We start from the raw sequence: 16411 nt of genomic DNA on the forward strand, positions 1-16411 counted from the left end.
AAGTGAACCTGACCCCCTTCTTTTATAGGCGGAAGAAGGCGGCGGCGGTGGCGGTGGTCGCGGCGGCGGTGGTTTCCACGCCCTCGCCGCGGTCGCGCGCCAGCTCTTCGACGATGTGCGCCAGGTACATCGGCTCGTTGCGGCGGTGGCTGGGCATCGGCCGCACGGTGCGCGGCAGCAGGTAAGGCGCGTCGGTTTCCACCATCAGCCGGTGGGCCGGGATGTCCTTCACGAATTCGCGCAGGTGCTGGCCGCGGCGTTCGTCGCAGAGCCAGCCGGTGATGCCCACGTGCCAGTCCTGGTCGAGGTAGTCGAAGCACTCGGCGCGGGTGCCGGTGAAGCAGTGCACCACGACGGGCCCGAGCTTGCCCTCGAACTCCTTCAGGATGCCCATGAAGTCGCCGTGCGCGTCGCGCTGGTGCAGGAACAGCGGCAGCTGCGTTTCCGCCGCCAGCTCGAGCTGGCGCTCGAAGGCGCTGCGCTGGGCCGGGCGGGGCGAGAAGTCTCGGTGGTAGTCCAGGCCGCATTCGCCGGCCGCCACCACTTCGGGTTCGGCCTGCAGCGCGCGCAGTTCGGCGATACCCTCGGCGGTGCATTCCACCGCGTGGTGCGGATGGATGCCGGCCGTGGCCCAGAGCAGGCCGGGGTGTGCCTTCGCCAGTTCCAGCGCGCGCACCGAACCGGCGCGGCTGGCGCCGGTCACCACCAGCCGGTTCACGCCGGCGGCGCGGGCGCGCGCCAGCACGGCGTCGAGGTCGTGGTCGAAGCTTTCGTGGCCCAGGTTGGCGCCGATATCAATCAGGTCCATGCCGATTCCCGCGGTTGAGGCGGCGATTTTACCGGGCCGGCGTCAACCGCGCCGTCGCGGTGGCGTTATGGCGGCCATGCGCCGATCTTCCCTCGTGCTCGCCGCCGCCCTGCTGGCCTTCGCCGCCGGCGTGCCGGCCCGCCCGCTGCATGACCTGTCGCGCGCCGACACGGCCACCGACGCGCTGGTCGCGGCGCACGGCCTCCCCGGCGCTTCGCTGCGCCTGGCCACCGGTGCCGGCGAAGTTCACCGGCGCCACGTGGGCAGCCATGGCGAAGCCACGCGCGTGCCCATCGCCTCGGCCAGCAAATGGCTGTCGGCGCTTACGCTGGCGCGCCTGGTGGAAGCCGGCGAATTGCGCTGGGACGACCCGGTGGGCGACTACTTCCCCGAGGCCCCGGCCGCGGTGCGCGGCATCACGATCGACCAGCTCTTTTCACACACCAGCGGCATCGCCACCGAAGAAGCCGCCTGCCTGTCGGCGCGCGGCGTGACGCTGCAGCAGTGCGCCCTGGAAATCCTGGCCCAGCCGCTGGCCTGGGCGCCGGGCAACGTGTTCGCCTACGGCGGCAATTCCATGCAGGTGGCCGGCGCCATGGCCGAGCGCGCCACCGGGCGCAGCTGGGACGCGATCTTCCTGGCTGAAATGGTGGCGCCGCTGGGCCTCACCGGCACCGACTGGACCGCCGCGGCCCTGCGCGAGGGCTACGTGCCCAACGCCAACCCGCGCATCGCCGGCGGCGCGCGCTCCACGCTGGCCGATTACTCGCGGGTGGTGGACATGGTGCTGGCGGGGGGTGATGTGGCCGGCGAGGCTTTCCTCTCGCCGCAGACGCTGGCGGTGATGGCGCGCGACCGCACCCTGGGCCTGCCCATCGCCGACAGCCCCGACACGCGCACGGACCAGGGCTACGGCCTGGGCCAGTGGGTCGAGGCGCGCGACGTACACGGCGCCACCACCCGCGTCTCCAGCCCGGGCGCCTTCGGCTTCACGCCCTGGGTGGACTGGCGCCAGGGCAGCAACGGCGTGCTGCTGGTGCAGGGCAATGGCCGTGCCATGCGCGAGGACATCAACGCGCTGCAGCGGGCTTGCCTGGACGCGCTGGAGCCAGTGCGCGAACTGCAGCACGCGTCGCCGCCGGCCTTGCCCGGGCCGCGCGCCGCGCCCGTGCGGCTCGACGCCACCGGCCGCGCTCACTAGCCTATGGCGGTGAACGCCGCCGTCCGTACTGATTTCCCCATCGCCGAACTGCTGCCGGGCCTGCTCGAAAGCCTGGCGGCGCACCCGCGCCTGGTGCTCGAGGCGCCGCCCGGCGCGGGCAAGACCACCCAGGTGCCGCTCGCACTGCTGGACGCGCCCTGGCGCGGCGACGGCCGCATCCTGATGCTCGAACCGCGGCGCGTGGCCGCGCGCGCCGCCGCCGGCTTCATGGCGCGCCAGTTGGGCGAGGCGCCGGGCGACACGGTGGGCTACCGCATCCGCTTCGAAGCGAAGGTGTCTTCGCGCACGCGCATCGAAGTGGTGACCGAAGGCATCCTCACCCGCATGATTCAGGAGGACCCGACGCTCGACGGCGTCGCGGCGATCCTGTTCGACGAATTCCACGAACGCCACCTGGCCGGCGACCTCGGCCTGGCGCTGGCGCTGGACTTGCAGTCGCAGCTGCGCGACGACCTGCGCATCGTGGTCATGTCGGCCACGCTCGACGGCGAGAAGCTCGCGCGCTTGATCGACGCGCCGCGGCTCACCAGCGCCGGCCGCAGCTACCCGGTCACCATCGCGCACTTCCCCGCGCGCCGCGACGAACCCGCCACCGCCCAGCTGCGCCGCTGCATCGCCGAGGCGCTGGAAAAGCACCCGGGCGATGTCCTGGTGTTCCTGCCGGGCCAGCGCGAAATCGCCGACGTGCAGGCGGCGCTGGGACCTCTCCCCAACCCCTCTCCGCGGAGCGGAGAGGGGCTTGCTGAAGGGCCGGTGGTGCTGGCGCTGCACGGCGACCTGCCCGTGGAAGCCCAATCCGCCGCGCTCGCGCCCGATCCGCAGGGCCGGCGCCGCATCATCCTGGCCACCAACGTCGCCGAGAGCTCGGTCACGCTGCCGGGCGTGCGCGTGGTGGTCGACCTGGGCCTGGCGCGCGAGCCGCGCTACGACCCGAACTCGGGTTTCTCGCGGCTCGAAACCGTGACCATTTCCCAGGCCTCGGCCGACCAGCGCGCCGGCCGCGCCGGCCGCGTCGCCGAAGGCTGGGCCTACCGCCTGTGGCCGCAGTCGCAGCGGCTCGAACCCATGCGCACGCCGGAAATCGCCCAGGTCGAACTGGCCGGCCTGGCGCTGGAACTGGCGGCCTGGGGCGAATCGTCGCTGCGCTTCGTGGACGCGCCGCCCGCCGGCGCGCTGGGCGCCGCGCGCGAACTGCTGCAGCGGCTGGACGCGCTCGACGCCGACGCCCGCATCACCGCCTTCGGCCGCCAGCTGCTGGCGCTGGGCACGCACCCGCGCCTGGCCGCCATGCTCAAGGCGCCGCGCGAGCCGGCGGAAACCGCGCTGGCCTGCGACCTGGCCGCGCTGGTGGAAGCGCGCGACCCGCTGCGCGAACGCCGCGACGACCTCGCCAGCCGCTGGCAGGCGCTCGCTGCCTTCCGCCAGGGCCGCGCGCCGGCGAACGCCAGCCGCGGCGCGCTCGCCGCCATCGACGCCGCCGCGAAGCAGTGGCGCCGCCGGCTGCGCTGCGAGGCCACGCCGCCCGCGGACGTGCCCGCGCACCTGCTCGGCGACGTGCTGGTGCACGCCTTCCCCGACCGCATCGCCCGCCAGCACCCCACCGACCCGCGCCGCTACCTGCTGGCCAACGGCCGCATGGCGCGCCTGTTCGACGACAGCGTGCTGTTCGGCGAACCCTGGCTGGTGGCCAGCGAACTGCGCTTCGAGGCGCGCGATTCGCTCATCCAGCGCGGCGCGCCGGTGGACGAAGCGCGGCTGCAGCGTGATTTTCCCGCCCGCTTCTTCGAAGGCGACGTGGTGCGCTGGGACCCGGAAGCGCGCGCGCTGGTGAGCCGCCGCGAGCGCCGCTTCGACAAGATCACGCTCGAATCCAAGCCCGCCGGCCGCCCCGACCCGGCGCTGGCCGCGCAGGCGCTCACCGACGCCGTAGGCGAACTCGGCCTCGACGCGCTGCCCTGGACCGAGGGCCTGCGCCAGTGGCGCGAACGCGTGCGCTGCCTGCGCGAATGGATGCCCGAACTCGGCCTGCCCGACGTGTCCGACGACGCCCTGCTGGCCACCCGCGAGACATGGCTCATGCCGGCCTTCCGCGGCAAGGCGCGGCTGGACGCGCTGGGCGAGGAGGAACTTGGCGAAGCGCTGAAATCCGGCCTCGACTGGTCGCTGCGGCAGAAGCTCGACACGCTGGCACCGCGCCGCCTCACCGTGCCCTCGGGCATGGAGCGCGGCGTCGAGTACGCGCACGGCGCCCCGCCGGTACTGGCGGTGAAGCTGCAGGAGCTGTTCGGCCTGGCCGACACCCCGCGCATCGCCGAGGGCCGCGTACCGGTGCTGCTGCACCTGCTCTCGCCGGGCGGCAAGCCGCTGCAGGTCACCCAGGACCTGCGCAGCTTCTGGGCCAACACCTACCCGGAAGTGAAGAAGGAAATGAAGGGCCGCTACCCGCGCCACCCCTGGCCCGACGACCCCTGGACCGCCACGGCCACGCACCGGGCGAAACCCCGGGGCACCTGAGCCGCCGCGACCGTTCCAAGCCGCCGCCGCCGTTGGCATCATGGACGCGGGGCTGGGCCCGGGGGAGCGGCGAATGTCGGAAGTGACGGTCTTGCTGCGCGAATGGCGGGGCGGCGACGCCCGCGCCATGGACCAGCTGCTGCCGCTGGTCTACGACACGCTGCGGCACATGGCCTCGGCGCGCATGCGCCAGGCCGCGCCCTCGGCCACGCTGCAGCCCACCGCGGTGGTGAACGAGGCGCTGCTGCGCATGCTCGGCCGCGACGCCGACTGGAACGACCGTGCGCACTTCCTCGCCATCGCCGCGCTGAAGATGCGCGCCGTGCTGGTGGACCACGCCCGCGCCCGCGCCGCGGAAAAACGCGGCGGCGCGCCCACCTTCGTCACGCTCTCGCAGGCCGACGCGCAGGCCGGCAACGATGCCGGCATCGAAGTGCTGGGCCTGCACCTGGCGCTCGAACAGCTGGCCGACGCCGAGCCCCGCGCCGCCCGCGCGCTGGAAATGGCCTACTTCGGCGGCATGGAACGCGACGAGATCGCCGCGGTGCTGGGCGTGTCGGTGCCCACCGTCGACCGCGACCTGCGTTTCGCCAAGGCATGGCTCAACAAGGCCCTGGCGTGAATTCCCTGCAGGCGGCGCGCCGCCTGTTCGAAGCGGTCTGCGACCTGCCGGCGGAGCAGCAGGCGCCGGCCCTGCACGGCCTCACCGACGACCCGGCGCTGCGCCGCGAGGTGGAAGCGCTGCTGGCAGCGCAAACCGATTCGCTGGGCCGCGCGCTCAAGCCGCTGGGCGAGCTCATGGCCAGCCTGCCCGACACCGAACTCACCGAAGGCGAGGCCCTGGGCCAGTGGCGCCTGGTGCAGCGCCTGGCCAGCGGTGGCATGGGCACGGTGTTCGTGGCCGAACGCGCCGACGGCCTGTACCGCCAACGGGTGGCGGTGAAGCTGCTGCGCGGCCGCCCGGACCCGGCCGTGGCCGAACGGCTCGCCGCCGAACGACAGATCCTGGCCAGCCTGCAGCACCCCGGCATCGCCCGGCTCTACGACGGCGGCACCACGCCGGCGGGGCAGCCCTATCTGGTGATGGAATTCGTGGCCGGCCTGCCGCTGGACCGCTACCTGGCCGAACAGCGGCCCGGGCTGGACGAGCGCATCGTGCTGTTCCTGCGCATCTGCCGCGCGGTGGCGCATGCGCACCGCCAGCTGGTGGTGCACTGCGACCTCAAGCCCGGCAACGTGCTGGTGCGCGAGGGCGGGCATCCGTCGCTGCTCGACTTCGGCATTGCCCGCGCCAGCGCCGCCGAGGGCGACGACGGGCTGCGCTACTGCACGCCGGCCTACGCCGCGCCCGAGCAGCTGCGCGGCGAACGCGTCGGCGTGGCGGCCGACGTGTTCGGCCTGGGCGTGATGGCGGCCGAGCTGCTTTCGGACGCACCGCTGGGCCGCACGCCGGCCGACGTGGACACGCCGCCGCCGCCGCCGTCGGCGCGCGCCGGGGCCGTGCCGTGGGCCCGCCGCCTTCGCGGCGACCTCGACGCCATCGCCGCGCGCGCCACCGCACTCGACGCCGCCGCGCGCTACCCCACCGTGGACGCGCTGGTGGACGACCTGGAACGCTGGCAGCGGCACGAGCCCGTGGCCGCGCGCGCCGGCGGCGCCGCGTATCGAAGCGGCCGCTGGCTGCGCCGGCACTGGCGCGGCAGCCTGGTGGCGGCCGCCATGGTTTCGGCGGCCGTGGTGTTCGCCTGGCGCCTGGCCGAAGAACGCGACCGCGCCGAGCGCGCCGCCGCCACCGCGCGCCAGGTGAGCGACCTGCTGGTGGGCGCCTTCGACGCCGCCGACCCGCGCCGCACCGCCGGCAGCCGCGAGATGTCGGCGCGCGAGGTGCTCGACGCCAGCGCGCGCCGCATCGACGACGAACTCTCCGCCAGCCCCGCCATCGCCGCCGAACTGCAGCTGGTGCTCGGCCGCGCCTATCGCAGCCTGGGGCAGCCGAAACAATCCGAAGCCCTGCTGCGCGCCGCCGCCACCGCCTTCGCATCCCCCGCGCTGGACCAGCCGGCGCAGGCCGCGTCGGCCTGGAGCCAGCTGGCCACCCTGCTGGCCAACGACCGCCGCGGCGACGAAGCGGTGGCTGCCGCGAACGAAGCGCGGCGCCTGCGCGGCCCGTCCCCTGCGCCCACCGAACAAGCCGACACGCTCAATTCCCTGGGCATCGCGCTCACGGCCAAGGGCGACCTGCCCGCCGCCGAAGAAGCGCTCGAAGAGGCGCTGGCGCTGCGTCGCGCCGAGGGCGAGGCCGGCCGGGCGTCGGTCGTCGCCACGCTCAACAACCTCGGCCGCGCCCAGCGCCTGCGCGGCGACGCGGCGGCGTCCGAAGCCAGCCACCGCGAAGCGCTGGCCCTGGCCGAAACCCTGGGCCCGGTGGGCCAGCCCACCGCGCAGCTGGCCCTCGACGGCATCGCCCGCGCGCTGCTGCTGGCGGGCCGGCGCGACGAGGCCTGGCCGGTGTTCGAACGCAGCCTGGCGCTGGCGGCCGAACTCTACGGCCCGCGCAGCAATGCCGTGGCCGGCGCGCACAACGAACTGGCCAACCTGCTGCACGACCTGGGCCGCTGGGGCGACGCCGAGCGCCATTACCAGGAGTCGCTGGAAATAGAGGCCGCGGTGTCCGGCGAAGACAGCCCGCGTTATGCCGTGGTGCTCAACAACCTCGGTTCGCTGGCCGAAGACCGCGGCGACCCGGTCGCGGCGGAGGCGCTGTTCCGGAAGTCGCTGGCGATCCGCGAAGCCGCGCTGCCCGCCGCCGACGCCACCGTGCAGCGCAGCCGGCTCAACCTGGCGCGCCTGCTGCTGCGCAACGGCCGGCTGGACGAAGCCGGCGCGCTGCTCTCGGCGCAGGCCGGTGGTGGCGAAGCGCTGCGGGCCGGCCTGCTGCGCGCGGAGCTCCGGCTGCGCCGCGGTGCGCCGGACGAAGCCGAGGCGATGCTCGCGGTGCTGGACCTCGACGACCTGCCGGAGCCGCACCCGGCCCGGGTCGCCCGCGAACTGCTGCGGGCCGAGATCGCGCTGGCGCGTGGCGACACCGACGCCGCCCGGGGGGCGCGCGAGCGCGCGCTGGCCGCGCAGGTGGCCCTGACCGGGCCGGAGAGCCCGGCCGCCCGACGCATCCAGGCGCTGCTGGCGCCAGCCCCGGAGTCCTCGCCGGCTCCGTGATAGCCGGCGTCCGGTTCTGACGGTTCCCTGGGTGAGTGCCCGGTGGCGGGCACGCCAGGAGCCAATCCATGAATCCGATCCGACCCGTGTCCGGCACGCTGGCCCTGCTGGGCCTTGCCATCCTCTTCGCCCTGCCGGAGCAGGCCCGGGCCCAGGCCATCTGCGTCGACGCCGTCGGCCAGACCATCAATTCCTACAACTCGGTCGCCTGCGGCAACTTCGCCGTCGCCGGTGGTCCGGGCGCCGTGGCCCTTGGCCCCTTCGCCGAGGCACAGGGCGCCGGCGCCATCGCGCTGGGCATCGACGCCTATGCCGCCGCCGACGGGTCCATCGCGATCGGCGACGGCGCCTGGGCGCATAGCCAGGGCACGCTGGCGATCGGTACCAGCGCCACCGCCACGGGCACCCGCAGCCTGGCCATCGGCAACGATTCGCTGGCCTTCGCCGAGGGCGCCATGGCCTTCGGTTGGGCCGCGCGGGCCGAGGCCGCGTACTCGCTGGCGCTGGGCACCTATGCGGTGGCCGACCGGGGCTGGACGGTGTCGCTGGGCTCGGCGGGCATGGAGCGCCAGCTGGTCAACCTGGCCGCGGGCACCCAGGGCACCGACGCGGTGAACCTCAACCAGCTCAACGCCGTGGCCGCCACGGTGGGCACCGCCCAGGCGGCGGCCAACACGGCGAACACCACCGCCAACAATGCCCAGGCGGCCGCCGCCAATGCCCAGTCCACGGCGGACAGCGCGCAGGCCGCGGCCAACAACGCCCAGTCAACCGCGGACAGCGCGCTCACGGCCGCCAGCAACGCCCAGTCCACGGCCGACACCGCGCTCTCGGCGGCAAACAACGCGCAGTCCACGGCCGACGCCGCGCTCGCGGCCGCCAGCGGCAACGGCGCCGCCGCGGCGAACGCGCAGGCCACGGCCGATACCGCGCTTTCCGCCGCCAACCACGCCCAGGCGACCGCGGACACCGCGCTGTCCACCGCCAACAACGCCCAGTCCACGGCCGACACGGCGCTGGGCGTCGCCAACACCGCGCTTGCCGCCGCCGGCAACGCCGTGGGCGTGGCGAACGACTACACCGACCAGCAGGTCGCCGCCGGCGTGGCCCAGGCCAACGACTACACCGACACCCGCGTGGCGGCCGGCGTCACCCAAGCCAATGCCTATGCCGAAGGCCGCGCCGCGGCGGCGCTCAGCGCCGCGCAGTCGTATGCCGACGCGGGCGACGCCGCCACCCTGGCCCGCGCCAACGGCTACACCGACCAGCGCCTTGGCGCCATCACGCAGGCCTTCGACCAGCTGCAGGTGGAGCTGTGGGACCGCTTCGACCAGACCGACAAGCGCATCTCCCGCACCGGCGCCATGAACAGCGCCATGGCGCAGATGAGCGCGGCGGCGGCGGCCATCGAGCGCAGCAACCGCATCGCCGTGGGCGTGGGTTACCAGGACGGCTACGAGGCCCTGGCGGTCGGCTTCCAGCGTGCCGTGCGCGACAACGTCACGGTCACCTTCGGCGCCTCGGTGAGCGGCAACGAACGCAGCGTCGGCGGTGGCGTCGGCGTGGGCTGGTGAGCCCGCCGGACCCGCGGAGCGGCGCACCATCCGCGCCGTTTTGGGTTTAGGCTAGGAACGCAAGCCCCGACGTTCCACCATTCCCTTTGCGGAGACCTGTCATGAGCAAGACGAGCAAGATCGTTTCGACCGCCATGGCCAAGATCGGCGACACCGGCGCCGCGGCCAAGAAGGCCTGGGACAAGGCCGACCTGGCGAAGAAGGCCGGCGCCCTGGTCAGCGCCGGCGCGGGCGTGGCCGCGGTGAAGAAAGGCAGCGCCGCGGCGGTGAAGGCCGTGAAGAAGCATCCCGTCGGCACCGCCGTGGCCGCGGCCGCCGTGGCGGCCGTGGGTGCCGCCGTGTATGCGGTGAACAAGCGCAAGAAGGCCGCCGCCAAGGCCCCGGCCAAGAAGTCCACCCAGGTGGCGGCGAAGAAGGCCACCGCACCGGCCAAGAAGGCGGCGGTGAAGAAAGCCCCCGCCAAGAAGGCGCCGGCGAAGAAGGCGGCCGCTGCCAGGAAGCCGGCGGCCAGGAAGGCGCCCGCCAAGAAAGCCGCGAAGTAAGCCGCGTCCTCCTGGCCGGCACCAAGAAGAAGGGCGCCCACCGGGGCGCCCTTCTTTCATTCCGTACGGCGGGGAAACGAGGTCAGCGGGGCTGCGCTTCGATCCAGGCGTCCATGCGCTGCTCGAGCACGCCCAGCGGCAGCGCGCCCTCGGCCAGCAGGGCGTCGTGGAAGGCGCGGACGTCGAAGCGCTCGCCCAGCTTCGCCTCGGCGCGGGCGCGCAGCTCGCTGAGCTTCATCTGGCCGATCTTGTAGGCCAGGGCCTGGCCCGGGGTGGTGATGTAGCGGTCCACCTCGTTGGCGATGTCGAGTTCGGCCTTGGGCGCGTTGGCGGCGAAGAAGTCGATCGCCTGCTGCCGGGTCCAGCCCTTGCTGTGCAGGCCGGTGTCCACCACCAGGCGCACCGCGCGCCACATGTCGTAGGCCAGCTGGCCCATGCGGTCGTAGGGGTCGTCGTACAGGCCCATGTCGTAGCCCAGGCGCTCGGCGTACAGGCCCCAGCCCTCGATGAAGGCGGTGAAGCCGCCCTGGCGGCGGAACATCGGCTGGTCGGGCATTTCCTGCGCCAGCGCGATCTGCAGGTGGTGGCCGGGCACCGCCTCGTGCAGCGACAGCGCCATCATTTCCCAGCGCGGGCGCGACTCGGGCTTGTACAGGTTCACGTAGTAATAGCCCGCGCGGCGGCCGTCGGCGGACGGGCGCTGGTAGTAGGCCGTGGTGGTGTCGGGCGCGGTTTCGGCGGGAATGGTGATCACGCCGTAGGGCGTGCGCGGCAGCTTGCCGAACACCTTCACCAGTTCGGGGTCGATGCGCCGGGTCAGGGCGCGGTATTCGGCCAGCAGCGCCTGCGGGTCGGCGTGGAAGAACTTCGGGTCGGTGCGCAGGTGGGTGAAGAAGGCCTGCAGGTCGCCCTCGAAGCCGACTTCGGCCTTGAGCTCTTCCATCTCGGCGCGGATGCGCGCCACTTCGCGCTGGCCGATGTCGTGGATCTGGTCGGCGGTGAGGTCGGTGGTGGTGTACTGGCGCGCCAGGTGGTCGTAGAAGGCCTTGCCGTCGGGCAAGTCGCCGGTGGCCACGGAGTCGGCGCAGGCGGGCAGGTATTCGTTGTTGAAGAAGGCCTCGAAGCGGGCCAGGGCCGGCAGCACCACGTCCTTCACCGCGGCCCGGGCCTCGGCCTGCAGGCGCGCGCGCTCGTCGGCGGGCAGGGTTTCCGGCATGGCCAGGAAGGGTTTGTAGAAGCTGCTTTCGGCGGCGTCCGCCACGCGCTGGGCGGCGATCTGCGCCGGCACGCGCTGCATCACCGCCTTCGGCGCCACCCAGCCGCTGGCCATGCCTTCGCGCAGCAGGGCGATGGTCTGGTCCACGAGCGTGCCGTAGGCGCGCAGGCGCGCGGTCCAGTCGGCGTAGTCCCTGGCCGATTCGAAGCGCAGCGCCGGCGCCATCTGCACGGCCAGCAGGTGCACGCCGCCGCGCTGGTCCACGGCCAGGCGCTCGGGGTGGAAGCGGAAACCGGCGATCTCGGTTTCGAGCTGGCGGCGGTAGATGTCGTAATTGAGCTGGTCGGCGGGCGAAAGCGCGGCGCGGTCGATGACCTCGAGCGTGGCCAGCGAGGCGCGCACGGCGGCCTGCTGGCGCTCGCGCGCGGCGGGCGAGAGGTCGGGCAGGCGGTCGTTGTAGCGCTTGTCGCCGAGGTAGGTGGCCATCAGCGGGTTTTCTTCCAGCCCGCGCTGCCAGTCGGCCTCGAACAGGGCATGCAGGCGCTGCACGGCGGCGTTGGCGGGCGCGACGGTGGCGCTGGCGCCGTTGGCATCGCCGGCGGCGAAGGCGTGCGGCGCGAAGGACGCGAGCGCGACGGCCAGCGACGCGGCGAGCAGGGTCGGTCGGAACATGCGGGACTCCATCGGTGTCGAAACGGAAACGTCAGTCGTTGGGCGTGCGGCCGGCGCGGATGGACAGCGGCCAGTCCACTTCGCGGGCGAGGGCCGGGTCGCCCCAGGCTTCGGCGAAGGCGGCTTCGTGCAGGGAAACGGGGTCCTTGCCGGTGGCCTTGAGGTAGGCCTGGCTGGCCGACCAGGTGCGCAGGTAGGCCAGGTACTGGGCCAGGGTCCACTCCTCGCGCATTTCCAGCCGCGGGATCTCGCCCAGCGCCTCGAAGGGGAACACCAGGTGGCGGTAGCCGTCCTCGATGTGCCGGCGTTCGTGCGGCCAGTAGGGCCCCAGCGTGTCGTGGTAGAGCGCGTGGTAGACCTCGTCCACTTCGCGGCTCACGCGCGAGATGCCGTAGCACCACACCGCGCACAGGCCGCCGGGGCGCAGCACGCGCGCGGCCTCGTGGCAGAAGCGTTCCTGGTTGAACCAGTGGAAGGACTGCGCGGCCGTGACCAGGTCCACGGTGCCGCTGCGCAGCGTGCAGTGTTCGGCCGCTTCGACGCGCCAGGTGATGCGCGGGTCGGCGGGCGCGGCGGCGATCTGTTCGGCGCTGGGGTCGCTGGCGTGCACGCGGGTGAACCAGTGCGTCAGCGCCAGGCTGGCCTGGCCGTTGCCGCAGCCCACGTCCCAGACCAGGTCGTGGTGCCGGCACTGGTCGGCCAGCCACTGGAACAGTTCGCGCGGGTAGGTCGGCCGCGCGGCGGCGTAGTCAACCGCGTGCCCCGAGAAATGGTCCTGGAACTCCATGCCGAGCCTCCGGTCGGTGCTTCGTTTCTGATGGCTAGAGGGGTTCTTCGCGCCAGTGGCCGGGGCGCAGGCCCTCGAGGCGGTGCGGGCCGATGGCCAGGCGCACCAGGCGCAGGGTGGGCAGGCCGATGGCGGCGGTCATGCGGCGCACTTGGCGGTTGCGCCCCTCGGTGATGGTGAGCTCGATCCAGCTCTCGGGCACCGACTTGCGGTAGCGCACCGGCGGGTCGCGCGGCCACAGCCAGTCGGGCGCGCCCACCAGCACCTGGGCCTTGGCGGGCCGCGTCATGCCGTCCTTGAGCTGCACGCCCTGGCGCAGCGCGGCCAGGTGTTCGTCGGTGGCGGTGCCCTCCACCTGGGCCAGGTAGGTCTTGGGCCAGTGGAACTTCGGCGAGCTGATGCGGGCGATCAGCGGGCCGTCGTCGGACAGCAGCAGCAGGCCTTCGGAATCCTGGTCGAGCCGGCCGGCGGCGTACACGTCCGGCGGCAGCCCGAATTCCGCCAGCGTGGGCCGCGGCGGTTCGGCGCTGTCGGTGAACTGGCACAACACACCGTACGGTTTATTGAACGCAATCAGCATCCGGCCAGTGTACGCCGCATGGGACACTGTTGCCGGCCCTCACCGTACGGACCGCCCATGGCCCCCGACCACCCGCTGCGCCGGCTCGCCGGCTTCGCCCGCCCGCACCGCCGCACGGCCGCGCTGGCCACGGTTTATTCCGTGCTCAACAAGGTCTTCGACGTGCTGCCCGAGCTGCTGATCGGCGTGGCCGTGGACGTGGTGGTGAACCAGCAGGATTCCTTCCTGGCCGGCTTCGGCATCCCCGACCCGCTGCAGCAGCTCTACCTGCTGGTGGCGCTGACGGTGGCGGTGTGGGTGCTCGAGTCGCTGTTCGAATACCTGTACGCGGTGAAGTGGCGCGGCCTGGCGCAGGAGCTGCAGCATTCGCTGCGCCAGGCGGCGTACGGGCACCTGCAGAAGCTGCCGCCGTCGGTGATCGAGCGCGAGCGCAGCGGCCGGCTGATGGCGCTGATGAACGAGGACGTGAACCAGGTGGAGCGCTTCCTCAACACCGGCGCCAACGACCTGGTGCAGGTGGCGGTGTCGTCGCTGCTGGTGGGCGGCGTGTTCTTCGTGCTCACCGCCGACCTGGCGGCGCTGGCCATGCTGCCCATCCCGCTCATCCTGGTGGGCGCGTTCTGGTTCCAGAAGCGGCTGGCGCCGCGTTATGCCGCCGCGCGCGAGGCCGCGGCCACGGTGTCGGCGCGGCTCAACAACAACCTGGCGGGCATGGCCACCATCCAGGCCTACACGGCGGAAGACTTCGAGGCCGAACACCTGCGCCAGGCCAGCGACGCCTTCCGTGGCCGCAACGCCGACGCCATCCGCTTCTCGGCGGCCATCACGCCGGTGATCCGCATGGCCATCCTGGCCGGCTTCGTAGCCACGCTGCTCTACGGTGGCGTGCTCACGCTGCGCGGCGAGCTGGGCGTGGGCAGCTATTCCGCGCTGGTGTACCTCACGCAGCGCCTGCTCTGGCCGCTGACGCGCCTGGCCGACATGGTGGACCTGTACCAGCGCGCCATGGCCTCGGTGACCCGGGTGATGGACCTGCTCGACACGCCGGTGCCGGCGCGTGGCACCGCCCCGCTGCCCGCGGACGTGCGCGGCGAGCTGCGCTTCGAAGGCGTGGGCCACGACTACGACGGCCGCGTGGCCCTGCAGGGCATCAACCTGCACGTGCCGGCGGGCAGCACGGTGGCCCTGGTGGGCGGCACCGGCGGCGGCAAGAGCACGCTGCTCAAGCTGCTGCTGCGCTTCCTGGACCCGAAGGCGGGTCGCATCACGCTCGACGGCGCCGACCTGGCCGCGCTTGACCCGGCGGCGCTGCGCCGCGTGGTGGGCTACGTGGCGCAGGAGCCCTTCCTCACCGACGGCACGGTGGCGGAGAACATCGCGTACGGCGAACGCCGGCCCGACCGCGCGCGGGTGGGAGCGGCGGCGCGCGCCGCCGAGGCGCACGACTTCATCGCGGCGCTGCCCGCCGGCTACGACAGCCCGGTGGGCGAGCGCGGCGGCAACCTCAGCGGCGGCCAGCGCCAGCGCATCGCCCTGGCGCGCGCGCTCTACCGCGACCCGCGCGTGCTGGTGCTCGACGAAGCCACCTCGGCCGTGGACAACGAAACCGAAGCCGCCATCCAGCATTCGCTCGCCACCGCCGCGCGCGGCCGCACCACCCTGGTGGTGGCGCACCGCCTGAGCACCGTGCGCCATGCGAACGCCATCCACGTGCTCGACGCCGGCCGCATCGTCGAGTCCGGCACCCACGACGAACTGCTGGCCCACGACGGCGCCTACGCCGCCCTCTGGCGCCTCCAAACCGGCGAACAATAAAAGCTACACTCGGCGGAAACCCGACCGAGAGAGTTGCCATGACCCTGCGTTCGCTGGCCCCGGCCCTGCTGGCTGTTTCCCTTGCCGCCGCGTTCGCGGCTTCCGCGCCGCAGGCGGCCGTGACGCCGGCGCCCGGCGACGGCAACGTGCTCATCCGCGCCGCGCGCCTGCTCGACGTGCGCACCGGCAAGTGGATCGAGAACCCAGCCATCCGCGTCGAGAACGGCCGCATCGCCGCCATCACCCCCGGCGGCGAACCCGCGCCGGGCGAGCGCGTCGTCGACCTGGCCGGCATGAGCCTGCTGCCGGGCCTGATCGACATGCACACCCACCTCGATTCCGACCCCAGCTACGGCGGCTACAACTACCTGCAGTTCACCGACAGCTTCTGGTCCATGCTCACCGTGAAGCACGCCGGTGAAACGCTCGACGCCGGTTTCACCACCGTGCGCAACGTCGGCGCCGACAACTGGAACGACGTGGGCCTGCGCCAGGCGGTGGAGGAAGGCAAGATCCGCGGCCCGCGCATTGTCTCGGCCGGCTACGCCTTCGGCGCCACCGGCGGCCACTGCGATTCGACCTTCTTCCCGCCCTCGTTCGACGCCAAGAGCCCCTACAACGCCGACAGCCCGGACGAAGCCCGCAAGCGCGTGCGCGAGATCCGCAAGCACGGCGCCCAGGTGATCAAGATCTGCGCCACCGGCGGCGTGTTCTCGCGCAACACCGAGCCCGGCCAGCAGCAGATGCGCGAGGACGAGATGCGCGCGGTGGTCGAGGAAGCCCACCAGTGGGGCCTGAAGGTGGCCGCGCACGCGCACGGCGCCTCCGGCATCAACGCCGCCATCCGCGCCGGCGTGGACACCATCGAGCACGCCAGCCTGATCGACGCCGAAGGCATCGAACTGGCGAAGAAGAACGGCACCTGGCTGTCGATGGACATCTACAACACCGAATACACCCAGTCCGAGGGCCGCAAGAACGGCGTGCTCGAGGACAACCTGCGCAAGGACCGCGAGGTGGCCGACATCCAGCGCGAGAACTTCCGCCGCGCCCACCAGGCCGGCGTGCGCATGGTCTACGGCACCGACGCCGGCGTGCACCGCCACGGCGACAACGGCCGCCAGTTCCAGTGGATGGTGCGTTACGGCATGACGCCGCTGCAGGCGATCCAGGCCGCCACGGTGAATTCGGCCGAGGCCCTGGGCCGCAACGACGTGGGCGTGGCCGAGGCCGGCCGCTGGGCCGACTTCGTGGCGGTCAGCGGCGACCCGACGGCCGACGTGCGCCTGCTCGAGGCGATCCCGGTGGTCATCAAGGGCGGCGTGGTCGAGAAAGACGCGCGCTGAGGCGCGCCTTAGTGGGAGGGGCTTCAGCCCCCCCGCGCGGCGCCCAAATCCGCCGGGCGGAAGCCCCCCCACCCAACGCCCGCGCCCCCCCCACCCCCCCCCCCCGGTCCGGGCAGGTG

12 protein-coding genes are annotated in these 16411 nt (G+C 73.1%); 8 read left to right on the forward strand and 4 right to left on the reverse strand.

The window, feature by feature from the left end; all coding sequences use genetic code 11:
• Nucleotides 1-22 precede the first annotated feature (22 nt).
• Nucleotides 23-808: a TatD family hydrolase gene (locus ACE3Q2_RS09145; RefSeq protein WP_231696285.1), complete on the reverse strand. Its 786-nt coding sequence runs from the start codon at nucleotides 806-808 to the stop codon at nucleotides 23-25.
• 76 nt (nucleotides 809-884) lie between these two features.
• On the opposite strand from ACE3Q2_RS09145, the gene ACE3Q2_RS09150 reads away from it, so the two are divergent.
• The 6 genes from ACE3Q2_RS09150 (at nucleotide 885) to ACE3Q2_RS09175 (ending at nucleotide 9876) form a co-directional block, all read left to right on the forward strand.
• On the forward strand, nucleotides 885-2009 hold the full coding sequence (locus ACE3Q2_RS09150) for a serine hydrolase domain-containing protein (RefSeq protein ID WP_374473816.1): 1125 nt from the start codon (nucleotides 885-887) through the stop codon (nucleotides 2007-2009).
• Nucleotides 2010-2012: 3 nt separating this feature from the next.
• Nucleotides 2013-4544, forward strand: a complete 2532-nt coding sequence (hrpB, locus tag ACE3Q2_RS09155; protein ID WP_374473817.1) for an ATP-dependent helicase HrpB — start codon at nucleotides 2013-2015, stop codon at nucleotides 4542-4544.
• 73 nt (nucleotides 4545-4617) lie between these two features.
• The gene (locus ACE3Q2_RS09160) at nucleotides 4618-5166 is read left to right on the forward strand and encodes an ECF-type sigma factor (RefSeq protein WP_231696288.1); all 549 of its coding nucleotides are present in this window, start codon (nucleotides 4618-4620) and stop codon (nucleotides 5164-5166) included.
• Nucleotides 5163-7760: a tetratricopeptide repeat protein gene (locus tag ACE3Q2_RS09165; RefSeq protein WP_374473818.1), complete on the forward strand. Its 2598-nt coding sequence runs from the start codon at nucleotides 5163-5165 to the stop codon at nucleotides 7758-7760. The genes ACE3Q2_RS09160 and ACE3Q2_RS09165 overlap by 4 nt, the downstream gene beginning before the upstream one ends.
• Nucleotides 7761-7828: 68 nt before the next feature.
• The gene (locus ACE3Q2_RS09170) at nucleotides 7829-9334 is read left to right on the forward strand and encodes a YadA-like family protein (RefSeq protein WP_374473819.1); all 1506 of its coding nucleotides are present in this window, start codon (nucleotides 7829-7831) and stop codon (nucleotides 9332-9334) included.
• A gap of 101 nt (nucleotides 9335-9435) precedes the next feature.
• Nucleotides 9436-9876: a hypothetical protein gene (locus ACE3Q2_RS09175; protein ID WP_374473820.1), complete on the forward strand. Its 441-nt coding sequence runs from the start codon at nucleotides 9436-9438 to the stop codon at nucleotides 9874-9876.
• Nucleotides 9877-9958: 82 nt separating this feature from the next.
• Here the strand turns inward: ACE3Q2_RS09175 and ACE3Q2_RS09180 are convergent, their stop codons facing one another.
• From ACE3Q2_RS09180 to ACE3Q2_RS09190, 3 genes are read right to left on the reverse strand one after another with little or no spacing between them, the layout of a single operon-like run.
• On the reverse strand, nucleotides 9959-11764 hold the full coding sequence (locus ACE3Q2_RS09180; RefSeq protein ID WP_374473821.1) for a DUF885 family protein: 1806 nt from the start codon (nucleotides 11762-11764) through the stop codon (nucleotides 9959-9961).
• A gap of 31 nt (nucleotides 11765-11795) precedes the next feature.
• Nucleotides 11796-12551 carry a class I SAM-dependent methyltransferase gene (locus ACE3Q2_RS09185; protein WP_374473822.1) on the reverse strand — a complete coding sequence of 252 codons (756 nt, stop codon included), beginning with the start codon at nucleotides 12549-12551 and terminating at the stop codon, nucleotides 11796-11798.
• Nucleotides 12552-12585: 34 nt separating this feature from the next.
• The gene (locus tag ACE3Q2_RS09190; RefSeq protein ID WP_374473823.1) at nucleotides 12586-13131 is read right to left on the reverse strand and encodes a pseudouridine synthase; all 546 of its coding nucleotides are present in this window, start codon (nucleotides 13129-13131) and stop codon (nucleotides 12586-12588) included.
• 57 nt (nucleotides 13132-13188) lie between these two features.
• On the opposite strand from ACE3Q2_RS09190, the gene ACE3Q2_RS09195 reads away from it, so the two are divergent.
• Together ACE3Q2_RS09195 and ACE3Q2_RS09200 are read left to right on the forward strand one after the other, a co-directional pair.
• Nucleotides 13189-14946 carry an ABC transporter ATP-binding protein gene (locus ACE3Q2_RS09195; protein ID WP_374473824.1) on the forward strand — a complete coding sequence of 586 codons (1758 nt, stop codon included), beginning with the start codon at nucleotides 13189-13191 and terminating at the stop codon, nucleotides 14944-14946.
• A 38-nt stretch (nucleotides 14947-14984) separates the two neighbouring features.
• Nucleotides 14985-16292: an amidohydrolase family protein gene (locus ACE3Q2_RS09200; protein WP_374473825.1), complete on the forward strand. Its 1308-nt coding sequence runs from the start codon at nucleotides 14985-14987 to the stop codon at nucleotides 16290-16292.
• Nucleotides 16293-16411: the final 119 nt, after the last annotated feature.

The sequence above is a fragment of the Arenimonas sp. genome (genome assembly GCF_041913985.1).
Lineage (GTDB): Bacteria > Pseudomonadota > Gammaproteobacteria > Xanthomonadales > Xanthomonadaceae > Arenimonas.

Excerpts from the sequence above, each read along its gene's own strand:
- ACE3Q2_RS09145 (WP_231696285.1), bottom strand. The coding sequence starts at position 808 with ATGGACCTGATTGATATCGGCGCCAACCTGGGCCACGAAAGCTTCGAC.
- ACE3Q2_RS09150 (WP_374473816.1), top strand. The coding sequence starts at position 885 with ATGCGCCGATCTTCCCTCGTGCTCGCCGCCGCCCTGCTGGCCTTCGCC.
- hrpB (WP_374473817.1), top strand. The coding sequence starts at position 2,013 with ATGGCGGTGAACGCCGCCGTCCGTACTGATTTCCCCATCGCCGAACTG.
- ACE3Q2_RS09160 (WP_231696288.1), top strand. The coding sequence starts at position 4,618 with ATGTCGGAAGTGACGGTCTTGCTGCGCGAATGGCGGGGCGGCGACGCC.
- ACE3Q2_RS09170 (WP_374473819.1), top strand. The coding sequence starts at position 7,829 with ATGAATCCGATCCGACCCGTGTCCGGCACGCTGGCCCTGCTGGGCCTT.
- ACE3Q2_RS09175 (WP_374473820.1), top strand. The coding sequence starts at position 9,436 with ATGAGCAAGACGAGCAAGATCGTTTCGACCGCCATGGCCAAGATCGGC.
- ACE3Q2_RS09180 (WP_374473821.1), bottom strand. The coding sequence starts at position 11,764 with ATGTTCCGACCGACCCTGCTCGCCGCGTCGCTGGCCGTCGCGCTCGCG.
- ACE3Q2_RS09185 (WP_374473822.1), bottom strand. The coding sequence starts at position 12,551 with ATGGAGTTCCAGGACCATTTCTCGGGGCACGCGGTTGACTACGCCGCC.
- ACE3Q2_RS09190 (WP_374473823.1), bottom strand. The coding sequence starts at position 13,131 with ATGCTGATTGCGTTCAATAAACCGTACGGTGTGTTGTGCCAGTTCACC.
- ACE3Q2_RS09195 (WP_374473824.1), top strand. The coding sequence starts at position 13,189 with ATGGCCCCCGACCACCCGCTGCGCCGGCTCGCCGGCTTCGCCCGCCCG.
- ACE3Q2_RS09200 (WP_374473825.1), top strand. The coding sequence starts at position 14,985 with ATGACCCTGCGTTCGCTGGCCCCGGCCCTGCTGGCTGTTTCCCTTGCC.